The sequence below is a fragment of the Pseudomonas sp. NPDC090592 genome, from assembly GCF_044769185.1.
In the GTDB taxonomy this organism is placed as follows: Bacteria; Pseudomonadota; Gammaproteobacteria; order Pseudomonadales; family Pseudomonadaceae; genus Aquipseudomonas.
The window spans coordinates 1-16,903 of sequence record NZ_JBIVXJ010000005.1 but is presented as its reverse complement, the minus strand read 5'-3'; the positions used below and the strand labels follow the sequence as shown (position 1 = coordinate 16,903).

Here is a 16,903-nt window from a genome sequence, read left to right as displayed (position 1 = left end):
ACCTTTTGAAGGTGCCCAGCTGTGGAGTCCGCCATGGACATCGCCCCTCGTTCCGACGCCTTCGAAGTGCCTGCCGGTAACGAGCTGGCTGCCCCGCGCAAGCCGTTCAACCTTTTGCGCTGGTACGCCTGGGTAAGCCTGGCCATCATCCTGTCGGTGGCTGCTGGGCTGGGGCTGATTTCCAGTCGTTTCATCATCGATGAGAGCGTGGAGCGCGATGCCTTGCTCACCGCGCAATTCATCACCTCCATCGCCGATGCCGAAGTACGCCATGTGTCGATCCCCAACGTGCGTACCATGGGCGAGCTGCTTGACCCGCGCACCGATCGCAGCAACTTGCCCGACGTCGATCCGGATGCCCGGCGCAAGGCGCGTGGCGAATTCCTTGACCATATCGCCCACCTGCCAGACATGCTGCTGGCCAATATCTATGCCCCGGACCGCACGGTGATCTGGTCCAGCAACCCGGCGCTGATCGGCAAGCTGATCGAGGGCGATGACGACCTGGACCGGGCTTTCGAGTACAAGATGCGGGTCTCGGCAAGCTACCACAACTTCGAACAGGCCCGTTCCGAGCAAAAGTTCGTTACCCCGCCCGAGCAACTGTTCATCGAAAACTACATTCCGCTGTTCGATGCCGATGGCGAGCACGTTACAGCAATGGTCGAGATCTACAAGGAACCCCATGACCTGATCGTGCGCATCGAGCATGGCCTGATCCTGATCTGGCTGGCGATCACCGTCGGCGCCGCGCTGGTGTACGTCGGCTTGTACGGCATCATGCACCGCGCTGCGCGGTTGCTGGCGGTGCAGCAGAAGCGGCTGATCAACAACGAAACCTATGTGGCGTTGGGCGAGGTGTCATCGGCGGTGGCCCACAGCCTGCGCAACCCGCTGGCCAGCATCCGCTCCAGTGCCGAGCTGGCCCAGGCGTTTGACGAAGGCCCGGCGCAGCGCAATGTCAACGACATCATCGGCCAGGTCGACCGCATGTCGCAGTGGATACGCCAGATGCTGCAGTCGTTGCGGCCGCTCAACGATGAGGCGGTGGCGGTGGACTTGCCACAGGCGCTGCAAGAAAGCCTGCAAGCCTACGCGGTACCGCTGGCACGCGGTGGGGTCAGCCTGGACCTGCAACCGTTACCGGCGGTACAGGTAGTGGGGCACCCGGCGTTACTGCGGCAGATTTTCAGCAGCTTGATCGCCAATGCCCTGGAATCGATGGAGCAGGGCGGCCGGCTGCGAGTCGAGGTGGTACGCCAGGACCGACGAAGCCTGACACTACGCCTGTCCGACACTGGCAAGGGCATGAACGAACAGCAGCAGCGCATGGCCTTCCGGCCGTTCTTCACCACCAAGCAAGGTGGGTTGGGGGTGGGGTTGGTGCTGGTGAAACGCATCATGGAGCGCTTCGGCGGCTCGGTCAGGCTCAGTAGCAGTGAGGGCCATGGTACGCGCGTGTCGTTGTGCTTCCGCCTGGTCTCGACCTCGTAGTTCTTATTAAAAGATAGCTGTATGTTGTTGATTTAAATGGACATGCCTGATTTGGGTAAAAATTACCCAAGTGTGGGGATTTTTCCTACACTATGGATCAATAATGCATGGTAAGTAATTGAAAAATAACAATTTATATTTTTATGGCCGAGTTTTTGCTGGGTGATTTGCAAAGCGCAACACGCGACAAAAGGCAGCCTCGGCTGCCCAGGCGGGTGCTACCAACGGGCTGCTGCTGTTGGCCTTGAGGCATCCCTGAACGGACGGCCTGTGCGGGAATCACGCGATGCAGATGCTGGAAGACGAAGTTCGCGAAAAGCCCGGTGCGACCGCCAGCGGTCTGGCTGTGCCATTGCGCGACTTCAACCTGCTGCGCTGGTTTTCGGTCATTAGCCTGCTGATCATCACTGCTGTGGCGGGTGGGCTGGGTTATGTGTCAACGCGCTTCGTGGTACGCGACAGCGTGCAGCGCGATGCCATGCTGACCGCGCAATTCATCCAGGCCATGGCCCAGGCCGAGGTCCGGCATTCGCAGTTGCCGCCGGGCACCACCATGGGCGAGTTGCTGGACCCGCGCCTGGACCTGCAGCATCTGCAGTTCACCCCGGCGCTGGCCGAGTCGACCCGGGTCGAGTTCCTTGACCATGTCGAGCACCTGCCAGACACCTTGCTGGCCAATGTCTATGCCCGCGACCGCACCATCGTCTGGTCCACTAACGCAGAGCTGATTGGCAAGCGAATAGCAGCCGAGGGCGATCTGGACCGCGCCTTCCGCTCGCGCAAGGCGGTGTCGGCCAGCTACCACAAGGCAGTGCAAGGCCGTGAAGAGCAGAAGTTCCAGCGTGAACCGCGCTACCTGTTCATCGAAAACTACATTCCGCTGTTCGACAGCCAGGGCGAACAGGTAATGGCCATGGTAGAAATCTACAAGGAGCCGCAGGACCTGATACGGCGTATCCAGCGCGGTTATGTGCTGATCTGGGCCTCGACCCTGGTGGGTGGAGCACTCATCTACTTCGGCCTGTTCTGGATCGTGCGTCGGGCAGCGCAGATGCTGCACGTGCAGCAGGACCGCCTGGTGGCCAGTGAAACCTACGTGGCGCTGGGCGAGATGTCGTCGGCGGTGGCGCACAGCCTGCGCAACCCGTTGGCCAACATCCGCTCCAGCGCCGAGCTGGCCCAGGAAATTGCCAACCCTGCGGCGCAGAAGAACATCACCGACATCATCAGCCAGGTGGACCGCATGTCACGCTGGGTGCGCGATTTGCTGGTGTCATTGCGCCCGGCCAGCGACGACGCCGAGCCCGTGGACCTGGTGGCGGCCATCGAAGACACCCACCTGGCCTTCGTCCAGCAGATCGAGCGCAGCGGCGTGCGCTTCCATTTCGAGGGGCCCGATGTGCAGTGGGTGGCCAGCCAGCCGCTGCAGCTCACACAGATTCTCAACAGCCTGTTCTCCAATGCCCTGGAGGCCATGCCCACAGGCGGCATGCTGACTGCCCAGGTGAATGTGCACGAAGGCCAGCGTGCCGAGTTCGTGCTCACCGACAGCGGCAAAGGCATGAGCCAGCAGCAGGAGCGGATGGTGTTCAAGCCGTTCTACACCACCAAACAGGGCGGCCTTGGCGTAGGACTGGCCCTGGTCAAACGCATCATGGAACGTTTTGGCGGCTCGGTCAGTTTGAGCAGCCGCGAAGAGGAAGGAACCCGCGTCAGCCTTACATTCAATATCGCAGCGGGAGGGGACCATGGAGCAGAGCATCCTGGTAGTCGAGGATGATGAAATCCTTGCCGACAACATTCGCACCTACCTCAGCCTCAAGGGTTATGAGGTCAGCGTGTGCCACAGTGCAGAACTGGCGCTGGAACAGATCAAGCGGGCCCAGCCTGACGCGGTGCTGACCGACAACTCGTTGCCGGGCATGAGCGGGCATGACCTGCTGCGTACCCTGGTGGCGCAGGCGCCGGACTTGAAAGTGATCATGATGACCGGCTACGGCAACGTCGAGGATGCCGTGCAGGCCATGAAGGAGGGCGCGTTTCATTACCTGACCAAGCCGGTGGTGCTGGCCGAGCTCAAGTTGACCCTGGACAAGGCCCTGGCTGCCGAGCGCATGGAGCGCACGTTGTCGTTCTACCAGGAGCGCGAGGCGCAGAAGTCCGGGTTGCAGGCATTGATCGGCGAGTCGCCAGCGATGCTCACCCTCAAGCACACCCTGCGCCAGGTGCTGGATGCCGAACGGCGCATGGCCAGCGACGACCTGCCACCGGTATTGGTCGAGGGCGAGACCGGCACCGGCAAGGAGCTGGTGGCCCGTGCCCTGCATTTTGACGGTTTGCGCAGCAAGGGGCCGTTCATCGAGTTCAACTGCGCCTCGATACCCGCCAACCTGCTGGAGGCTGAGCTGTTCGGCCATGAGAAGGGCGCCTTTACCGATGCCAAGGAGCGCCGGGTGGGCCTGGTGGAGGCGGCCGATGGCGGCACCTTGTTCCTCGACGAGATCGGCGAGATGGACCTGGTGCTGCAGGCCAAGTTGCTCAAGCTGCTGGAAGACCGCAGCATCCGCCGCATAGGTGCGGTGAAGGAACGCAAGGTCGACCTGCGGGTGATCAGCGCCACCAACTGCAACCTGGAGCAGATGGTGCAGCAGGGCAAGTTCCGCCGCGACCTGTTCTTCCGCCTGCGCATCATTGCCCTGAAAGTACCGCGCCTGTATGCACGTGGGCAGGATGTGTTGCTGTTGGCACGGCATTTCCTGGCCCACCATGGCCGGCGCTATGGCAAGCCGAACCTGCGTTTTTCCGCCGAGGCCGAGAGCCTGATGCTGAGTTACAGCTGGCCGGGCAATGTGCGTGAATTGCGCAACATGCTGGAGCAGACCGTGCTGCTGGCCCCGAACGAGGTGGTGCAGGCGCATCAGCTGAACCTGTGCATGACCTTGGTGGACGAGCCGCTGGTGGCTCAGCCCTTGGCGACTGTATATGAAATGCCGCGGCATGAACCGGAACCGGGTACCAGCTTGCCGGACATGGAGCGCGACCTGGTATGCAAGACCCTGGACCGGACCGACTGGAACGTGACCAAGTCGGCGCGGATGCTGGGGTTGTCGCGGGACATGCTGCGCTACCGCATCGAGAAGCTGGGTCTGACCCGGCCTGACAAGCGCCAGTGGTAGCAGCTGCGTTGCCTGTTTCGCGGGCGCGCCCGCTCCCACAGGGACTGTGCTGGCTTCGAGCTGACCTATGCCTGTGGGAGCAACTGTCTTGCTCAGTTTCTAAAAGCTGGCGCAAATCCCTGTGGGAGCGGGCAAGCCCGCGAATACGGGCAAAGCCCGTGCCATGCACCGCGGTGTCTTCTTCGCGGGTAAACTCGCTTGTGCAATCAGGGGTTACCAGTGCTCGTGCCGCTGTTACCTTGCCGGCCAGTTCCCTCCGAGCCACTGCCATCCATCCCCGGCAAATCGCGGTCGTCATTCTGCTGCGCCGGCGGGCTGTCCGGGTCATTGCCCTTGATGCGTGGGTCGGTGTCCCGCGGCATGGGTTTCTCGATCGGGTTGAGGGTGCTGTCCGCGCCCGGCTGCGGCGCGCCACTGTGCGGGTCGTCGGGGTAGGTCGGGCCGGTGCCGGCGGCAAGCGCCAGCGGCGAGGCGAGCAGGGCGATCAGCAGGATGCTTGGGCGGGTCATGGCAGGCTCCTTTGCGTCGGGTAGGGCACATACTTGCGTTTGGCCCCACCCGGAAGCTCAAGGTGCCATCACCCCGATCAACGGTTACACCACCAGCGACAGCAGCATGATGAAGATGATGCCGACCACGGACAGGATGGTTTCCATCATGCTCCAGGTCTTGAAGGTTTCGGCCACGGTCATGTTGAAGTACTGCTTCACCAGCCAGAAACCGGCGTCGTTCACATGCGACAAAATCAACGAGCCGGCACCGGTGGCCAGCACCAGCAACTCGCGGTTTACCCCCGGCACCAGGTCGATGACCGGGGCGACAATGCCTGCACCGGTAATGGTGGCGACCGTGGCGGAGCCGGTGGCGATGCGGATCACCGCCGCCACCAGCCAGGCCAGCATGATGGGCGAGATCTCTGCCTGCACGGCCATCTGGCCGATCACGTTGCCCACGCCGGTGTCCACCAGCATCTGCTTGAAGCCGCCGCCGGCACCCACGATGAGCACGATGGCGGCAGTGGGGGCCAGGCTCTGGTCAAGCATCTTCATGATCTGCTGGCGGTTGAAGCCGCGAGCCGAACCAAAGGTATAGAACGCCAGCAACAGGGCCGCGAGCAGGGCGGTGATCGGGTGGCCGATCAGGTCCATCCACTGGCGCACGATGTGTTCGGCCGGCAGCACCACGTCGGCGAAGGTTTTCAGCAGCATCAGCGCTACAGGCAGCAGCACGGTAATCAGGGTAATGCTGAAACTTGGCAGGTTGCCTTGGTCGGACTCCTTGGCGATCTGGTCCATCAGTTCCTGGGACGGGTTGCCCGGGATATAGCGGGAAATGAAGTTACCGAACAGCGGGCCGGCGATGATCGCGGTAGGCAGGGCCACGATCAGGCCGTAGAAGATGGTCTTGCCGATGTCGGCATGGAAGATGCCGATCGCCAGCAGCGGGCCCGGGTGCGGGGGCACCAGGCCATGCACCACGGAAAGGCCGGCCAGCAGGGGGATGCCGATCTTGACCAGCGACACGCCGGAGCGCCGGGCAACGATGAACACCAGCGGAATCAGCAGCACGAAGCCGATTTCGAAGAACAGCGGGATGCCTACCAGGAAGGCGGCGAACATCATGGCCCAGTGCACGTTCTTCTTGCCGAACGCGCGAATCAGGGTTTGCGCGATCTGGTCGGCCCCCCCGGAGTCGGCCATCAGTTTGCCGAGCATGGTACCCAGGGCCAGCACGATGCCGACGAAACCCAGCACGCCACCAAAACCGTCCTGGAACGATTTCATGACCTTGGCCACCGGCATGCCGGAGGTCAGGCCCAGGAAGCCGGCCGCGAGGGTGAGGGCGACGAAGGGGTGTACTTTGAAGTGGGTGATCAGCAGGATCAGCCCGACGATGGTAACCAGCGCGTCGAGCAGCAGGAAGGTATCAGTAGCCAGTCCGAACATGGTGTGAAGGCCTCGGTCTTATCGTTGTTTTGGGCGTAGCTTTTTGGAACTTTTCCCGCGTTTGCGGGTCGGGGTAGCGCTGTCTTGGGTGAGCCGGAAAAGCCGCCGGGTTCAGGCGGTTTGCGCCAGGCCCGGCTCACCGCAGCGCTTTAGCCAGTGGTCTACCGCTTCGGCCAGCTCATCGACGGGCAGGGTGGCGTCCAGGGGCAGGGTCAGTGGCTCGCCGCGTGGCGATTCCAGGGCGGCGAACTGGCTATCGATCAGGCTGGCCGGCATGAAGTGCCCGGGCCGGGCCCGTACGCGCTTTTCTGCCTCGCAGGGCGAAAGCTCAAGGAACACGAACACCAGCCCAGGCATGGCACTGCGCAGGGTGTCGCGGTAGCGGCGCTTGAGTGCCGAGCAGGTCAGGATCGGGCGCTCCCCAGCGTGGGTGGTGGCCTGCAACTCTTTGCCGAGGCGCACCAGCCAGCCGGCACGGTCGTGGTCGTCCAGCGGGATGCCAGCGCTCATCTTGCGGATGTTTTCGGCAGGGTGAAAAGCGTCGCCTTCGATCAGGCGGCCGCCGCTTCTGGCAGCGATGGCGGCGCCGATGCAGCTTTTGCCGCAACCAGCCACGCCCATCACCACGATCGCGGACAGGGGAGAATTCATCAGTACCTCCTGCGGGGTGAGATAGCGCTGTCTCGTCGCCGACGAACAGCCACCTCCCCGGTGTTATTGGTCTTGTCCTTACGCAGTATGGACGCTTGGTGGCGAGCGCGTGCCGGCTGCCACCAAAGATTACATTGCCTGCGTCCTGAGACAGCGCTACCTTAGTGGCCGTTCCCCATCCTTGCAAGTAGTAAAATTACAACATCCATGTCCCGCACCGGCTCCCGTACTACAGGTCGTCCTACCCTGGCAGAAGTTGCCAGGCTTTCCGGGGTTTCCCCGATCACTGCTTCGCGTGCCTTGCGCGGGGTCAGCACGGTTGCGCCGGAGCTGGTCGAGAAGGTTGTCGCCGCGGCAGCGAGCCTGGGCTATGTGGCCAACCCGGCCGCCCGCGCCCTGGCTTCGGCCCGCAGCCAGTCGGTGGTGGTGTTGATCCCGTCGCTGTCCAACCAGTTGTTCATCGACACCCTGGAAGCCATTCACGAGGTCATGCGCCCGCGTGGGCTGGAAGTGTTGATCGGCAACTATCACTACGACCTTGCCGAAGAAGAAAACCTGATTCGCAATTACCTGGCCTACCAGCCCTGCGGCATGCTGTTGACCGGCTTCGAGCGCAGCGATGCGGCGCGGCAGATGCTGGCCGCCAGTGGTGTGCCGTGTGTACACATGATGGAACTCAATGGCGAGGCTGGGGCACTGTCCGTCGGTTTTTCGCAGCAGCAGGCCGGGCGCGCTGCTGCCCGGCACCTGATCGAGCGCGGGCGCAAGCGCCTGGCCTTTATTGCCGCGCAGCTTGACCCACGGGTGATGCAGCGCGCCGAAGGCTTCCGCCAGGCGCTGGCCGAGGCAGGGATGCAGGCCACCGAGCTGGAGGTGCTGACCCCAGAACCGTCGTCCATCGCCTTGGGCAGCGCACTGTTCAGCCAGCTGTTGCAACAGGCGCCAGATGTCGACGGCATCTTCTTCTGCAACGACGACCTTGCCCAGGGCGCGGTGCTGCAGGCGTTGCGCCAAGGGGTGGAAGTGCCTCGGCAGGTAGCGATGGTCGGTTTCAACGACTTGCCGGCATCTGCGCACATGGTGCCGCGGCTGACCTCGATTCGCACGCCCCGGGCGGCAGTCGGGCGTGGGGCAGCGCAAGCCTTGCTCGCATTGCTTGATGGCAAGCGGGTGCCAAACGCGCAGCAAGACCTGGGGTTTGAGTTGATGGTGCGGGAAAGTTCCTGAGCACAGGGCTGCGCCTGCAGTGACAGCGCGGGTTCATGAAATGTAGTAATCCCAAAGTGATAGCACTGTGCTTGCACGGCGCCAATGGCGATCTATGCTCAGGACACCGCGCATAAAGGAGCCCGGCGTCATGTTCGACTTCCATCGCAAGGCCGATTTGGTAGAAATCCAGCGTAGTCACCAAGCTCTTGCCAGCACACAAGCCAAAATGGCAGCGATCAGCCGTTCGATGGCGATGATCGAGTTCGCCCCGGATGGCACCATCCTCGATGCCAATGAGCGTTTCTGCCAGGCCATGGGGTATAGCGCCGACGAGCTGCGTGGCAAGCACCATCGGATGTTCTGCGAACCGGCTTACGCGCAAAGTGCCGAGTATCAGCAGCTGTGGCGCGAACTGGGCCAGGGCAAAGCCATCAGCGGTACCTTCGAACGCCTCGACAAAACCGGCCGTGAGGTGTGGTTGGAGGCCAGTTACATGCCGGTGCTGGACGAGCAACGCCAGGTCACCAGCGTGATCAAGGTAGCCTCCGACATCAGCCAGCGGGTGCTGCAGGAGCATGAGAGCGAGAGCCTGCTCAAGGCCATTGGCCGCTCCATGGCGGTTATCGAGTTCACCCCGCAAGGCCGGGTGATCAAGGCCAACCAGAACTTCCTCGATGCCATGGGTTATCGCCTGGAAGAGGTCGTTGGCCGCCATCATGGCTTGTTCTGCCTGCCGCATGAGCGTGAGTCGGCCGGGTACCGTGAGTTCTGGGCGTCGCTCAATCGCGGCGAATACCACTCGCACCGTTTCGAGCGCGTCAACAAGCAGGGCCAGATGGTCTACCTGGAGGCTTCCTACAACCCCATCTTCGACAGCAAGGGCCGGTTGCACAAGGTGGTGAAGTTCGCCAGCGACATAACCCGCCAGGTCTGCACCCAGCAGAGCGCCGCCGACGCCGCCCATGCCAGCTCCATGCAGACCGATGCCTGCGCACGCAAGGGTACCGAGGTAGTGCAACAGGCGGTGCAGGTGATTGAGCAGATATCCCAGGAACTGAACGACGCGGCGCGCAGTATCGATGCGGTAAGCAAGCAGTCGGATGTGATCGGGCAGATCGTGCTGACCATTCGCGGCATTGCCGACCAGACCAACCTGCTGGCCCTGAACGCGGCTATCGAGGCGGCCCGTGCCGGTGACCACGGGCGAGGGTTTGCCGTAGTGGCCGACGAAGTGCGCAACCTGGCGGCGCGCACCAGCAAGGCCACCCTGGAAATCGTCGACGTGGTGCGGCAGAACCACGACCTGTCGCTGCTGGCCGTGGCCAGCATGCAGTCAAGCTTGACCCGCACCGGTCATGGGGTTGCGCTGGCCAATGAGGCCGGCACGGTGATCATGGAAATCCAGCAGGGTTCACGTCACGTCGTGGATGCCATCAGCCAGATCAGTTCGACGTTGCAATTGCACTGAGGGCATCATTCAGTTCGTTCAGCAACGCTTGCAGGCTGGCTTGCAGCTGCGCGCGCTGGTCAACCGTCGGCAGCCCCTGCGCGTGGGCTGCTTCAATGGCTTCGCAATGCTTGACTACCGTGCGCACCCTGATCATCTTCGCGCCGCCCTTGATGCGGTGGGCCAGGGCGCACACGGTTTCGTCATGGGCTTGCGGCGCCAATGCGCGCAAGGCGGCCAGGTCCTCACCGACGCTGATTGACAGTTGCTCCAGCAAATGCCGCGTCAGTTGTGCGTCGTCCTGGGTCAGGTGGCGCAATTCGGCCAGGTTGAAATCGCTGCTGAGCGGAGGTTGCACGCTCGTGCTGGCTTGTGGCAGGTGCGCCTTGAGCGTGCGCAGGCCGATAGGCTTGAACAGGCACTCGTCCATGCCGCTGGCCAGGCAGCGGGCACGCTCTTCGGCCTGGGCATTGGCCGTTACGCCGAGGATCTGGCATGTTGGCAGCCCGCTTTCGGCTTCAAGGCTACGGATGCGCCGGGTCAGTTCATGGCCATCCATTACAGGCATGCTGCAATCGGTGATCACCAGGTCGAAGCGCGTTGCCTGCCAGCGTTCCAGTGCGACCTGGCCGTTTTCTGCCAGGGTTACGTGATGCCCCAGGGAGTGCAGTTGCCTTTCCAGCAACAACAGGTTGGCAGGGTAGTCGTCGACCACCAGGATACTCAGTGGGCCACCGCTGCGTTCGGCTACCGGAACAATTGGCTCTGCAGGCGCTGGCGCCGGGCAGGCTGGCAACTGCAGGCTGACTTGTACCTTGGTGCCGACGCCTTCCACGCTTTGCAGGCTCAAGCTGCCATCCATCAGCTCGGCGAGGGTACGGCTGATGACCAGGCCCAGGCCAGCCCCCTGGCGTGCCCGTGGGCCGTCGGCCTGAACGAAGGCGTTGAACAGCCGTGCCTGATCGGCGGGGCTGATGCCGATGCCGGTGTCACGCACGGACAGTTCGATTGGCAGCTTCTCGTGTGTATTGGCTGGAGGCAGCAGCAAGCTGGCCTGAACCTCGCCACGGTCAGTGAACTTGATGGCGTTGCTGATCAGGTTGGACAGGATCTGCTTCAGCCGCACCGGGTCTGCCAGCACCCAGACCGGCTCGCCAGGCAGTTCGCCGTGCAGATGCAGGCCTTTGGCCCGGGCGTTGCCTTCGAACACGCGCAGCGTGGCACGTAGCAGCTCGACCAGGTTGGTGGGGACCGGCTGCAAGGTGAGGTGCCCAGACTCGATACGGGAAATATCGAGAATATCGCCAATCAGCTCGAGCAGGCCGATGGCCGAGTCGTGGGCGGTCTGCAAGGTCTGGGTGTCGTAGCGGCCGCTACGGCTGTCTTCCAGCGCCAGCTCCAGCAGGCCGATCACGGCATTCATCGGGGTGCGGATCTCATGGCTCATGGTGGCCAGAAAGGTGCTTTTGGTCTGGCTGGCCTGTTCGGCGTCGTCCTTGGCCTGGCGCAGCTGTTCGAGCAGGCCGCGGCTTAGGGCCAGTTGCGCTTGCAGCGCGTGCTGGGCCTCGGTGCGCTGATTGATCAGCTTGCGCAGGTAGCTGTTCCAGAACACCACGCCCGCCAGCAGCAGTGCCGATAGCACCAGCACCTGCAACGCCAGGGTACGGTAGTCACGCCATGGGCTGTCGCTGACCAGCGTACTGGTGCGCCAGCGATTGATCAGCTGGTTCAGCTCTTCGGGTGGAATGCTCAGCAGCGCCTTGTCGAGGATGGCCTGTAGCTGCGGTTGGTCCGCAGCCACGGCGAACGCGGCAATGGCTGGGTCGTCATCCAGCACGCTGGCAATGCGCAAGCGGCCTTTGAAGACATGGTTGATGTAATAGTCCGCATTGATGTGGCTACTAAGTGCAACATCGGCAGCCCCGGCGGCCACGGCCTCCATCAGCCCGAGCGGGTTGTCCACCTCGACCAGCCGTGCCTGCGGATAGCGTTGTTGCAGCAGCGCCCGCTGCGGGGAGCCGCGAACCAGGGCAATGCGCTGGCCATCCAGTGCCTTGGCTTGCGTGGGGTAAGTGCTGTCGCTACGGGTAACCAGTACCCGTGGGCTGACCAGGTAGGGGCGGGTATAGCGCAATTGTTTCGAGCGATCGGTACCGTAGCCCAGCGCGCCGATCATTTGTGCATCGCCACGGGTCAGGCGCTCGACCATTGCCTGCGCCGAATCGCTTTCGACCGGCCGGAACTGCAACCCGGTGCGCAGCGAAATCTGTTTCAGCAAGTCCAGTGTGATCCCGGTTGGGCGGTGTTCGGCGTCGTTGAAGGTCAATGGCGCCAGCGATGTGTTGACCAACACGTCGACGCTGGGGTGGTTCGCGATCCAGGCTTCTTCTTCCTGGCTCAATGCGGTGACGTGGCGCTGCAGCAGAAGGCTGGTGTTGCCACTGCTCCAGCGGCGCAGGATATTCAGGCGCTCACTTTCGGTGATGCGGGCCAGCGCCTGGTTGACCAGACGATGCAAGCGAGGGTTGTCACTGGCCAGGGCGAAGGCAAACGCGCCTGCCGGAACCTGGCAGAAGTGGTCGATTTTCAGCGTGCCCTGGTAACTCTTGCCAATCGTGAAATCGGTGCTGATGGCATCGCCCAGGTAGGCATCGGCTTCGCCCAGGTCGACGGCAGCCAGCCCAGCCAGGGTCGAGCGGTACAGGCTCAACTGCACTTTGGGGTACAAGTTGCGCACGGCGCTGGCCGGCAGGTAGTGATCGACCATGGCCAGGCGCAGGCCAGCGAGGTCGGGGGTATTTTTCAGGCTGTCGCCCTCGCGGGTGACGATCACCGGCAGGTCTTCGGCATACGGGTTGCTCAGCTCAAGCTGGGCATCTGCCGCTTCGAACGCATTGGAGCTGCCTAACAGGTCGATACTGCCTTCGCGCAACGCGGCGATGGCCTCGTGGCGGCTGTCGAATCGGCGTACCTCGATGCTTATGCCCAACTGCTCGGCGATGATGCCCGCGTAGTCCGCGCTAATGCCTTCGTATTCCTGTAGGCTGACGTTGATTTCGAACGGCGGATAGTCGGGACGCGAACTACCCAGCACCAGGTGCTGGCGTCGTTGCAGCCACGCTCGGTCTTCGCTGGACAGCTGCAGCGGGGCTGCGGCGCTGACCGAGCGGGCCAGCAGCTGGCGCGGTTCGCTGCTGGCCAGCAACGCGGTGGGGCCGGTCAGCCCGATGATCAGGAACATGCACGCCAGCAGGTGTTTCATGGCGGCCGAGCGCTCAGTAGACGCGGTTGCGCTTGGCCAGGTCGACCATCTCGACCAGTGATTCGGTCTTGAGCTTCTCCATGATGCGACCCCGGTAGGTACTGATGGTTTTGGCACTGAGGTTCATACAGGTGCCGATGTTCTTGTTGTTCTCGCCGCGCGCCAGGCGCCGCAGCACTTCCATCTCACGGTTCGAAAGGCTGGCCAGGCGCACGGGTTCGCTTTCCAGCGTGTTGATGTTGACCGACAGCTGCGGGAAGGTGGAATAGCCTTTCACCAAGGCTTTGAGGGCAAACAATACTGCATCGTGGTCTTCATCCTTGGTGACGAACGCACCGATGCCGGCATCCAGGCAACGCCGTACGTACAGGTCGGTGGCCTGGCCGGTCAGCACCATTATCTTGGGCATCGGTTCCAGGCATTGCAAGCGCTTGATGACCTCCATGCCATCCAGGCCGGGCAGGCCGATGTCGAGAATGACCACATCCGGACGCAGCTCGCGGGCCACTTGTGCCACTTCGCTGCCATTGCCGACTTCGCCGACGACACGGAAGCGCTCGCGCTCGAGCAGCATGCGCATGGACAGCCGGACGATGGGGTGGTCGTCGACGATAAGCACGGTTGTCATGAGGAAAACTCCTGTCGGGATGTGGTCCGCTTCCTGGATCACTCAGGAATACGTCTGCAAGGGGGTTAATCGGAAGCGCTGCACGATACGACCAATCCTGACGTTTGGTAATGCCGAGTATAGAAGTGTCGGTAATTCGCATGCCTGCTGTTGAAAATTCCTACAAGCATCGGTAAGGGCATCACCGCTGACCAAACGGTGATGCCTGTTTTTGTGGGGCTAGGCGCAGGCTGCGTGTGGTTTGCTCACACGTTGGCTGGAGGCAGGGTTATTGGCCAACGCCCGGCCAACCCGTGTCGGGCGGGGCATCAGCTGGCCCGAGCAATTCGGGCAGCGTCCCTGAAAGCGGGTTTCGGCGCAGGTGCGGCAGAACGTGCATTCAAACGAGCAGATCAGCGCATCGGGGCTTTCGCCCGGCAGGTCGGTATTGCAGCACTCGCAATTGGGGCGTAATTCCAGCATGGCCATGACTCTTGTTTGCAGGCGGAATCCGGAGTCTGCTACGGCTGTGGCAATGCTGGCAATGCTCAGTCGCCAGGGCGATACAGGTGGGCGTGCCCGGCGCGGTACAAGGCCGATTCGGCAAACGGGGTATCGCCCAGCACGTGGCCTACCAGGATCAGCGCCGTGCGGCGGAAGTCTTTGGCAGCGACATGTTCGACGATATCACCGAGGGTGCCGCGTACCCAGTCCTGGTCTGGCCAGGTGGCACGGTGCACCACCGCCACCGGGCATTGCGCGCCATAGTGCGGCAGCAGTTCTTCGACAATGCGTGAAAGGTGCTTGACTCCCAGGTGTATTGCCAAGGTGCTGCCATGGCGCGCCAGGTCAGCCAGTTGCTCGCCAGGCGGCATGGGCGAACTGTCGCCATAGCGGGTGAGGATCACCGTCTGGGCTACCTGCGGCAGGGTCAGTTCGCAACCGAGCAGGGCGGCGCTGGCCGCTGTGGCGGTGACCCCGGGAATGATCTGGTAATCGATACCCAGCGCTTGCAAGTGGCGGATCTGTTCACCGATGGCGCCATACAGGCTGGGATCGCCGCTGTGTACCCGGGCCACATCCTGGCCTTGTTCATGCGCGCTGCGCATGGCGGCGATGATCTGTTCCAGGTGCAGTTCGGCACTGTTGATCACGGTCCCGGCCTGGTGGCCGTCGAGCACGGCGGCTGGTACCAGTGAGCCGGCATAGATGATCACCGGGCATTGGCGAATCAGCCGTTGGCCCTTGACCGTGATCAGTTCCGGGTCGCCAGGGCCGGCGCCGATGAAGTAGACCGTCATGGATAGTCCTTGCAGAAAAAAGGAGTGGAGCGTTCAGCAGGCCAGGGCGATCGTTGCCGGGCCCAGTATCTGGCGGGTCAGTAACAGCCGGGCTGTAGTGCCAGCCTGCTGGCTGGCCAAGGCCAGCGCGGTGCTTTCGGCAACGCCCCAACAGCCACTGTGGGCATGGGCGGCGGCAGACCGGTGGCTGAGCAATGGCTCGAAGGCTTGCAGCTGCACGCTATGGTACAGCACCAGCGGCAGGCCGAGGTGTTCGGCCAGCTGTTGCAAGCCAGCTTCATTGGCCTTGAGGCTGATACTGGCAATGCCGTGCAGGTCGGCCAGCGCCAGGCCCTGGCTAGCCAGGGCTTGGTGCAGCAGGGTTTGCAGGGTATCCGCCGGGCAACCCCGGCGGCAGCCGAAGCCTGCGTAGAAGGCCGGCATCAGGCCTAGCTGGAGCGGCGGAACAACCACGCACTGAGCAGGCCCAAGGCCAGCCAGAAAGCAGCATTAGTCAGCCAGGAGGCCAGCTTGAACTGGGTCTCCAGGGCTTCGGGGGCCAGGCTCTCGTGTACCTCGGGCTGTGGTGCGCCGATCACATGAGGAATGACCAGCAGCACGGCGCCCAGCGCTTTCAGCAGCCAGTGGCGGCCGAACACCAGCAAGGCCAGGCCCAGCGCGGTGGCGCTGGCGGTACCGATCCACCAGGCTTGGCGTTGCCCCAGGTCGGCGGCAGCGGTACCGGGCAGTTCCGGTGGCAGGCCCAGGGTCGGGGCCAGGCAGAACACGGCGAAGCCGGCCAGGCCCCACAGCGCACCCGTACTGGCACGCTGTGGCTGGCGCAAGCTGTACAGGGCCGCGAGGATCAGGGCGAAGCCGACGGCGACCACCAGGTTGCCACCGGTGGTGGACAGCACACGTTGCCAGCCGTCTTCCGGCGACCAGGCCTCGGCACTGTGCTCATGGGCGGCCACTTCGCCAGCATGTTCGTGCTGTGCGGCGGGGGCCGAGGATTCGTAGGTTTCCGCCTCAAGAATCAGTGGGGCGACCCAGAAGCTTTGCAGCAGGGTTAGCAGCAAGGCCGCAAGCAGCCCGCTGAAGCCCGCGGTACGGGCAATGCGCGTGATCATCATGCGTACTCAGTGGCAGGGGAAGGCGGCGCTGTGGCGGGTGTCGTGGGCGGCGTTGTGCACGGCCTCGATGTGCGAGAAGCCGGCGAAATACACCAGGCACAGGCCCAGCAGGCTGGCGCCGACGGCGATGACGATGCGCTGGCTGAGGGTGACGGGTGTATCAAGGCTGTGTTGCTTGGCGCTGGTGACGGGCATGACGCGTTCCTCTGCTTTTTGTGGCAACGGGCAAGCGCGGCAGCCCCGGGCGTGATCGCCCAGGGGAATGCAACAGCGCCCGCCCACCGCGGGGTGTTTGTTCGTGAACGCCAGGCCGGTCTCCGGGCTTGCGAGGAAGAGCAGGGCTCCTGAAAAGCGTCACCTTCCCATGCCGCACTACAAGGCACAGTGGTATGGACGCTTCGCTCGCTTACCGTTGCGGGGGCAGCACCGGGTTTGTCTTGCCCTGCTGGAGGGCCTGGACGCACCGGTTTCCCGTTTCACCCCAAAAGGGGCACCTGAACGTGAGGCATAAGGAGAGCATGGGGTGGGCTTGGCGTCAATTGGTACATACCTTGGAGGCACTTTGGGGGCGGGAAGTGTTCATCAGTGTATTTGCATCGCCTGTGAGATCGAGCGCCGCCCGCGCGGCGCTTCGCGGGGCAAGTCGGATCGCCGCACCGCCGCTCCCACATTTGTTGCAACGTGGCCATGCCTGTGGA

The 16,903-nt window shown here is 63.0% G+C and carries 15 protein-coding genes, 1 pseudogene and 1 riboswitch; of the genes and pseudogenes, 6 read left to right on the top strand and 10 right to left on the bottom strand.

Features of this window, described 5'->3' with window-relative positions; all coding sequences use genetic code 11:
• Nucleotides 1-33 precede the first annotated feature (33 nt).
• From ACIQUI_RS05650 to ACIQUI_RS05640, 3 genes are all read left to right on the top strand, one after another.
• The gene (locus tag ACIQUI_RS05650; RefSeq protein ID WP_403195759.1) at nucleotides 34-1,494 is read left to right on the top strand and encodes a sensor histidine kinase; all 1,461 of its coding nucleotides are present in this window, start codon (nucleotides 34-36) and stop codon (nucleotides 1,492-1,494) included.
• A 286-nt stretch (nucleotides 1,495-1,780) separates the two neighbouring features.
• A complete protein-coding gene (locus ACIQUI_RS05645; RefSeq protein ID WP_403195757.1) occupies nucleotides 1,781-3,274 on the top strand; it encodes a sensor histidine kinase in 1,494 nt (497 codons plus the stop codon).
• The gene (locus ACIQUI_RS05640) at nucleotides 3,243-4,670 is read left to right on the top strand and encodes a sigma-54-dependent transcriptional regulator (protein WP_403195754.1); all 1,428 of its coding nucleotides are present in this window, start codon (nucleotides 3,243-3,245) and stop codon (nucleotides 4,668-4,670) included. Before ACIQUI_RS05645 ends, ACIQUI_RS05640 begins: the two co-directional genes overlap by 32 nt.
• Before the next feature lie 206 nt (nucleotides 4,671-4,876).
• Here ACIQUI_RS05640 and ACIQUI_RS05635 read toward each other — a convergent pair whose 3' ends face one another.
• The 3 genes from ACIQUI_RS05635 to ACIQUI_RS05625 all read right to left on the bottom strand — a co-directional run bounded on the left by ACIQUI_RS05635 (nucleotide 4,877) and on the right by ACIQUI_RS05625 (nucleotide 7,267).
• Nucleotides 4,877-5,179 carry a hypothetical protein gene (locus tag ACIQUI_RS05635; protein ID WP_403195752.1) on the bottom strand — a complete coding sequence of 101 codons (303 nt, stop codon included), beginning with the start codon at nucleotides 5,177-5,179 and terminating at the stop codon, nucleotides 4,877-4,879.
• An 84-nt stretch (nucleotides 5,180-5,263) separates the two neighbouring features.
• On the bottom strand, nucleotides 5,264-6,616 hold the full coding sequence (locus tag ACIQUI_RS05630) for a GntP family permease (protein WP_028698893.1): 1,353 nt from the start codon (nucleotides 6,614-6,616) through the stop codon (nucleotides 5,264-5,266).
• 111 nt (nucleotides 6,617-6,727) lie between these two features.
• Complete coding sequence (locus ACIQUI_RS05625) at nucleotides 6,728-7,267, bottom strand: gluconokinase (RefSeq protein ID WP_403195749.1); 540 nt, start codon at nucleotides 7,265-7,267, stop codon at nucleotides 6,728-6,730.
• 207 nt (nucleotides 7,268-7,474) lie between these two features.
• On the opposite strand from ACIQUI_RS05625, the gene ACIQUI_RS05620 reads away from it, so the two are divergent.
• The 3 genes and pseudogenes from ACIQUI_RS05620 (at nucleotide 7,475) to ACIQUI_RS05610 (ending at nucleotide 9,944) form a co-directional block, all read left to right on the top strand.
• Complete coding sequence (locus ACIQUI_RS05620; protein ID WP_391136819.1) at nucleotides 7,475-8,494, top strand: substrate-binding domain-containing protein; 1,020 nt, start codon at nucleotides 7,475-7,477, stop codon at nucleotides 8,492-8,494.
• A gap of 94 nt (nucleotides 8,495-8,588) precedes the next feature.
• Nucleotides 8,589-9,407: pseudogene (locus ACIQUI_RS05615) on the top strand (PAS domain-containing protein); the annotation flags it as partial.
• Between the two features lie 42 nt (nucleotides 9,408-9,449).
• Nucleotides 9,450-9,944: a methyl-accepting chemotaxis protein gene (locus tag ACIQUI_RS05610; protein WP_391136865.1), complete on the top strand. Its 495-nt coding sequence runs from the start codon at nucleotides 9,450-9,452 to the stop codon at nucleotides 9,942-9,944.
• On the opposite strand, the gene ACIQUI_RS05605 is transcribed toward ACIQUI_RS05610, so the two are convergent.
• The 7 genes from ACIQUI_RS05605 to ACIQUI_RS05575 all read right to left on the bottom strand — a co-directional run bounded on the left by ACIQUI_RS05605 (nucleotide 9,919) and on the right by ACIQUI_RS05575 (nucleotide 16,400).
• Entirely contained in the window at nucleotides 9,919-13,185 is a 3,267-nt protein-coding gene (locus tag ACIQUI_RS05605) for a transporter substrate-binding domain-containing protein (protein ID WP_403195746.1), read from the bottom strand. The two genes, ACIQUI_RS05610 and ACIQUI_RS05605, sit on opposite strands and share 26 nt — an antisense overlap.
• A 13-nt stretch (nucleotides 13,186-13,198) precedes the next feature.
• The gene (locus tag ACIQUI_RS05600) at nucleotides 13,199-13,813 is read right to left on the bottom strand and encodes a response regulator (protein WP_403195744.1); all 615 of its coding nucleotides are present in this window, start codon (nucleotides 13,811-13,813) and stop codon (nucleotides 13,199-13,201) included.
• Between the two features lie 219 nt (nucleotides 13,814-14,032).
• Entirely contained in the window at nucleotides 14,033-14,275 is a 243-nt protein-coding gene (locus ACIQUI_RS05595; RefSeq protein ID WP_403195742.1) for a DUF1272 domain-containing protein, read from the bottom strand.
• Nucleotides 14,276-14,340: 65 nt separating this feature from the next.
• Nucleotides 14,341-15,093, bottom strand: coding sequence for a precorrin-4 C(11)-methyltransferase (gene cobM / locus ACIQUI_RS05590; protein ID WP_403195740.1), 753 nt, complete (start codon nucleotides 15,091-15,093; stop codon nucleotides 14,341-14,343).
• 33 nt (nucleotides 15,094-15,126) lie between these two features.
• Nucleotides 15,127-15,516: a cobalamin biosynthesis protein gene (locus tag ACIQUI_RS05585; RefSeq protein WP_403195738.1), complete on the bottom strand. Its 390-nt coding sequence runs from the start codon at nucleotides 15,514-15,516 to the stop codon at nucleotides 15,127-15,129.
• Nucleotides 15,517-15,521: 5 nt separating this feature from the next.
• Nucleotides 15,522-16,202 carry a CbtA family protein gene (locus ACIQUI_RS05580; RefSeq protein WP_403196191.1) on the bottom strand — a complete coding sequence of 227 codons (681 nt, stop codon included), beginning with the start codon at nucleotides 16,200-16,202 and terminating at the stop codon, nucleotides 15,522-15,524.
• A 9-nt stretch (nucleotides 16,203-16,211) separates the two neighbouring features.
• Nucleotides 16,212-16,400: a CbtB domain-containing protein gene (locus ACIQUI_RS05575; protein ID WP_403195735.1), complete on the bottom strand. Its 189-nt coding sequence runs from the start codon at nucleotides 16,398-16,400 to the stop codon at nucleotides 16,212-16,214.
• Between the two features lie 95 nt (nucleotides 16,401-16,495).
• A riboswitch (cobalamin riboswitch) is annotated at nucleotides 16,496-16,718 on the bottom strand.
• Nucleotides 16,719-16,903: the final 185 nt, after the last annotated feature.

Bases quoted from the DNA above. Each gene is read 5' to 3' on its own strand.
- ACIQUI_RS05645 (WP_403195757.1), top strand. From the start codon at position 1,781: ATGCAGATGCTGGAAGACGAAGTTCGCGAAAAGCCCGGTGCGACCGCC.
- cobM (WP_403195740.1), bottom strand. From the start codon at position 15,093: ATGACGGTCTACTTCATCGGCGCCGGCCCTGGCGACCCGGAACTGATC.
- ACIQUI_RS05640 (WP_403195754.1), top strand. From the start codon at position 3,243: ATGGAGCAGAGCATCCTGGTAGTCGAGGATGATGAAATCCTTGCCGAC.
- ACIQUI_RS05605 (WP_403195746.1), bottom strand. From the start codon at position 13,185: ATGAAACACCTGCTGGCGTGCATGTTCCTGATCATCGGGCTGACCGGC.
- ACIQUI_RS05625 (WP_403195749.1), bottom strand. From the start codon at position 7,267: ATGAATTCTCCCCTGTCCGCGATCGTGGTGATGGGCGTGGCTGGTTGC.
- ACIQUI_RS05585 (WP_403195738.1), bottom strand. From the start codon at position 15,516: ATGCCGGCCTTCTACGCAGGCTTCGGCTGCCGCCGGGGTTGCCCGGCG.
- ACIQUI_RS05600 (WP_403195744.1), bottom strand. From the start codon at position 13,813: ATGACAACCGTGCTTATCGTCGACGACCACCCCATCGTCCGGCTGTCC.
- ACIQUI_RS05650 (WP_403195759.1), top strand. From the start codon at position 34: ATGGACATCGCCCCTCGTTCCGACGCCTTCGAAGTGCCTGCCGGTAAC.
- ACIQUI_RS05610 (WP_391136865.1), top strand. From the start codon at position 9,450: ATGCAGACCGATGCCTGCGCACGCAAGGGTACCGAGGTAGTGCAACAG.
- ACIQUI_RS05630 (WP_028698893.1), bottom strand. From the start codon at position 6,616: ATGTTCGGACTGGCTACTGATACCTTCCTGCTGCTCGACGCGCTGGTT.
- ACIQUI_RS05620 (WP_391136819.1), top strand. From the start codon at position 7,475: ATGTCCCGCACCGGCTCCCGTACTACAGGTCGTCCTACCCTGGCAGAA.
- ACIQUI_RS05575 (WP_403195735.1), bottom strand. From the start codon at position 16,400: ATGCCCGTCACCAGCGCCAAGCAACACAGCCTTGATACACCCGTCACC.
- ACIQUI_RS05635 (WP_403195752.1), bottom strand. From the start codon at position 5,179: ATGACCCGCCCAAGCATCCTGCTGATCGCCCTGCTCGCCTCGCCGCTG.
- ACIQUI_RS05595 (WP_403195742.1), bottom strand. From the start codon at position 14,275: ATGCTGGAATTACGCCCCAATTGCGAGTGCTGCAATACCGACCTGCCG.
- ACIQUI_RS05580 (WP_403196191.1), bottom strand. From the start codon at position 16,202: ATGATCACGCGCATTGCCCGTACCGCGGGCTTCAGCGGGCTGCTTGCG.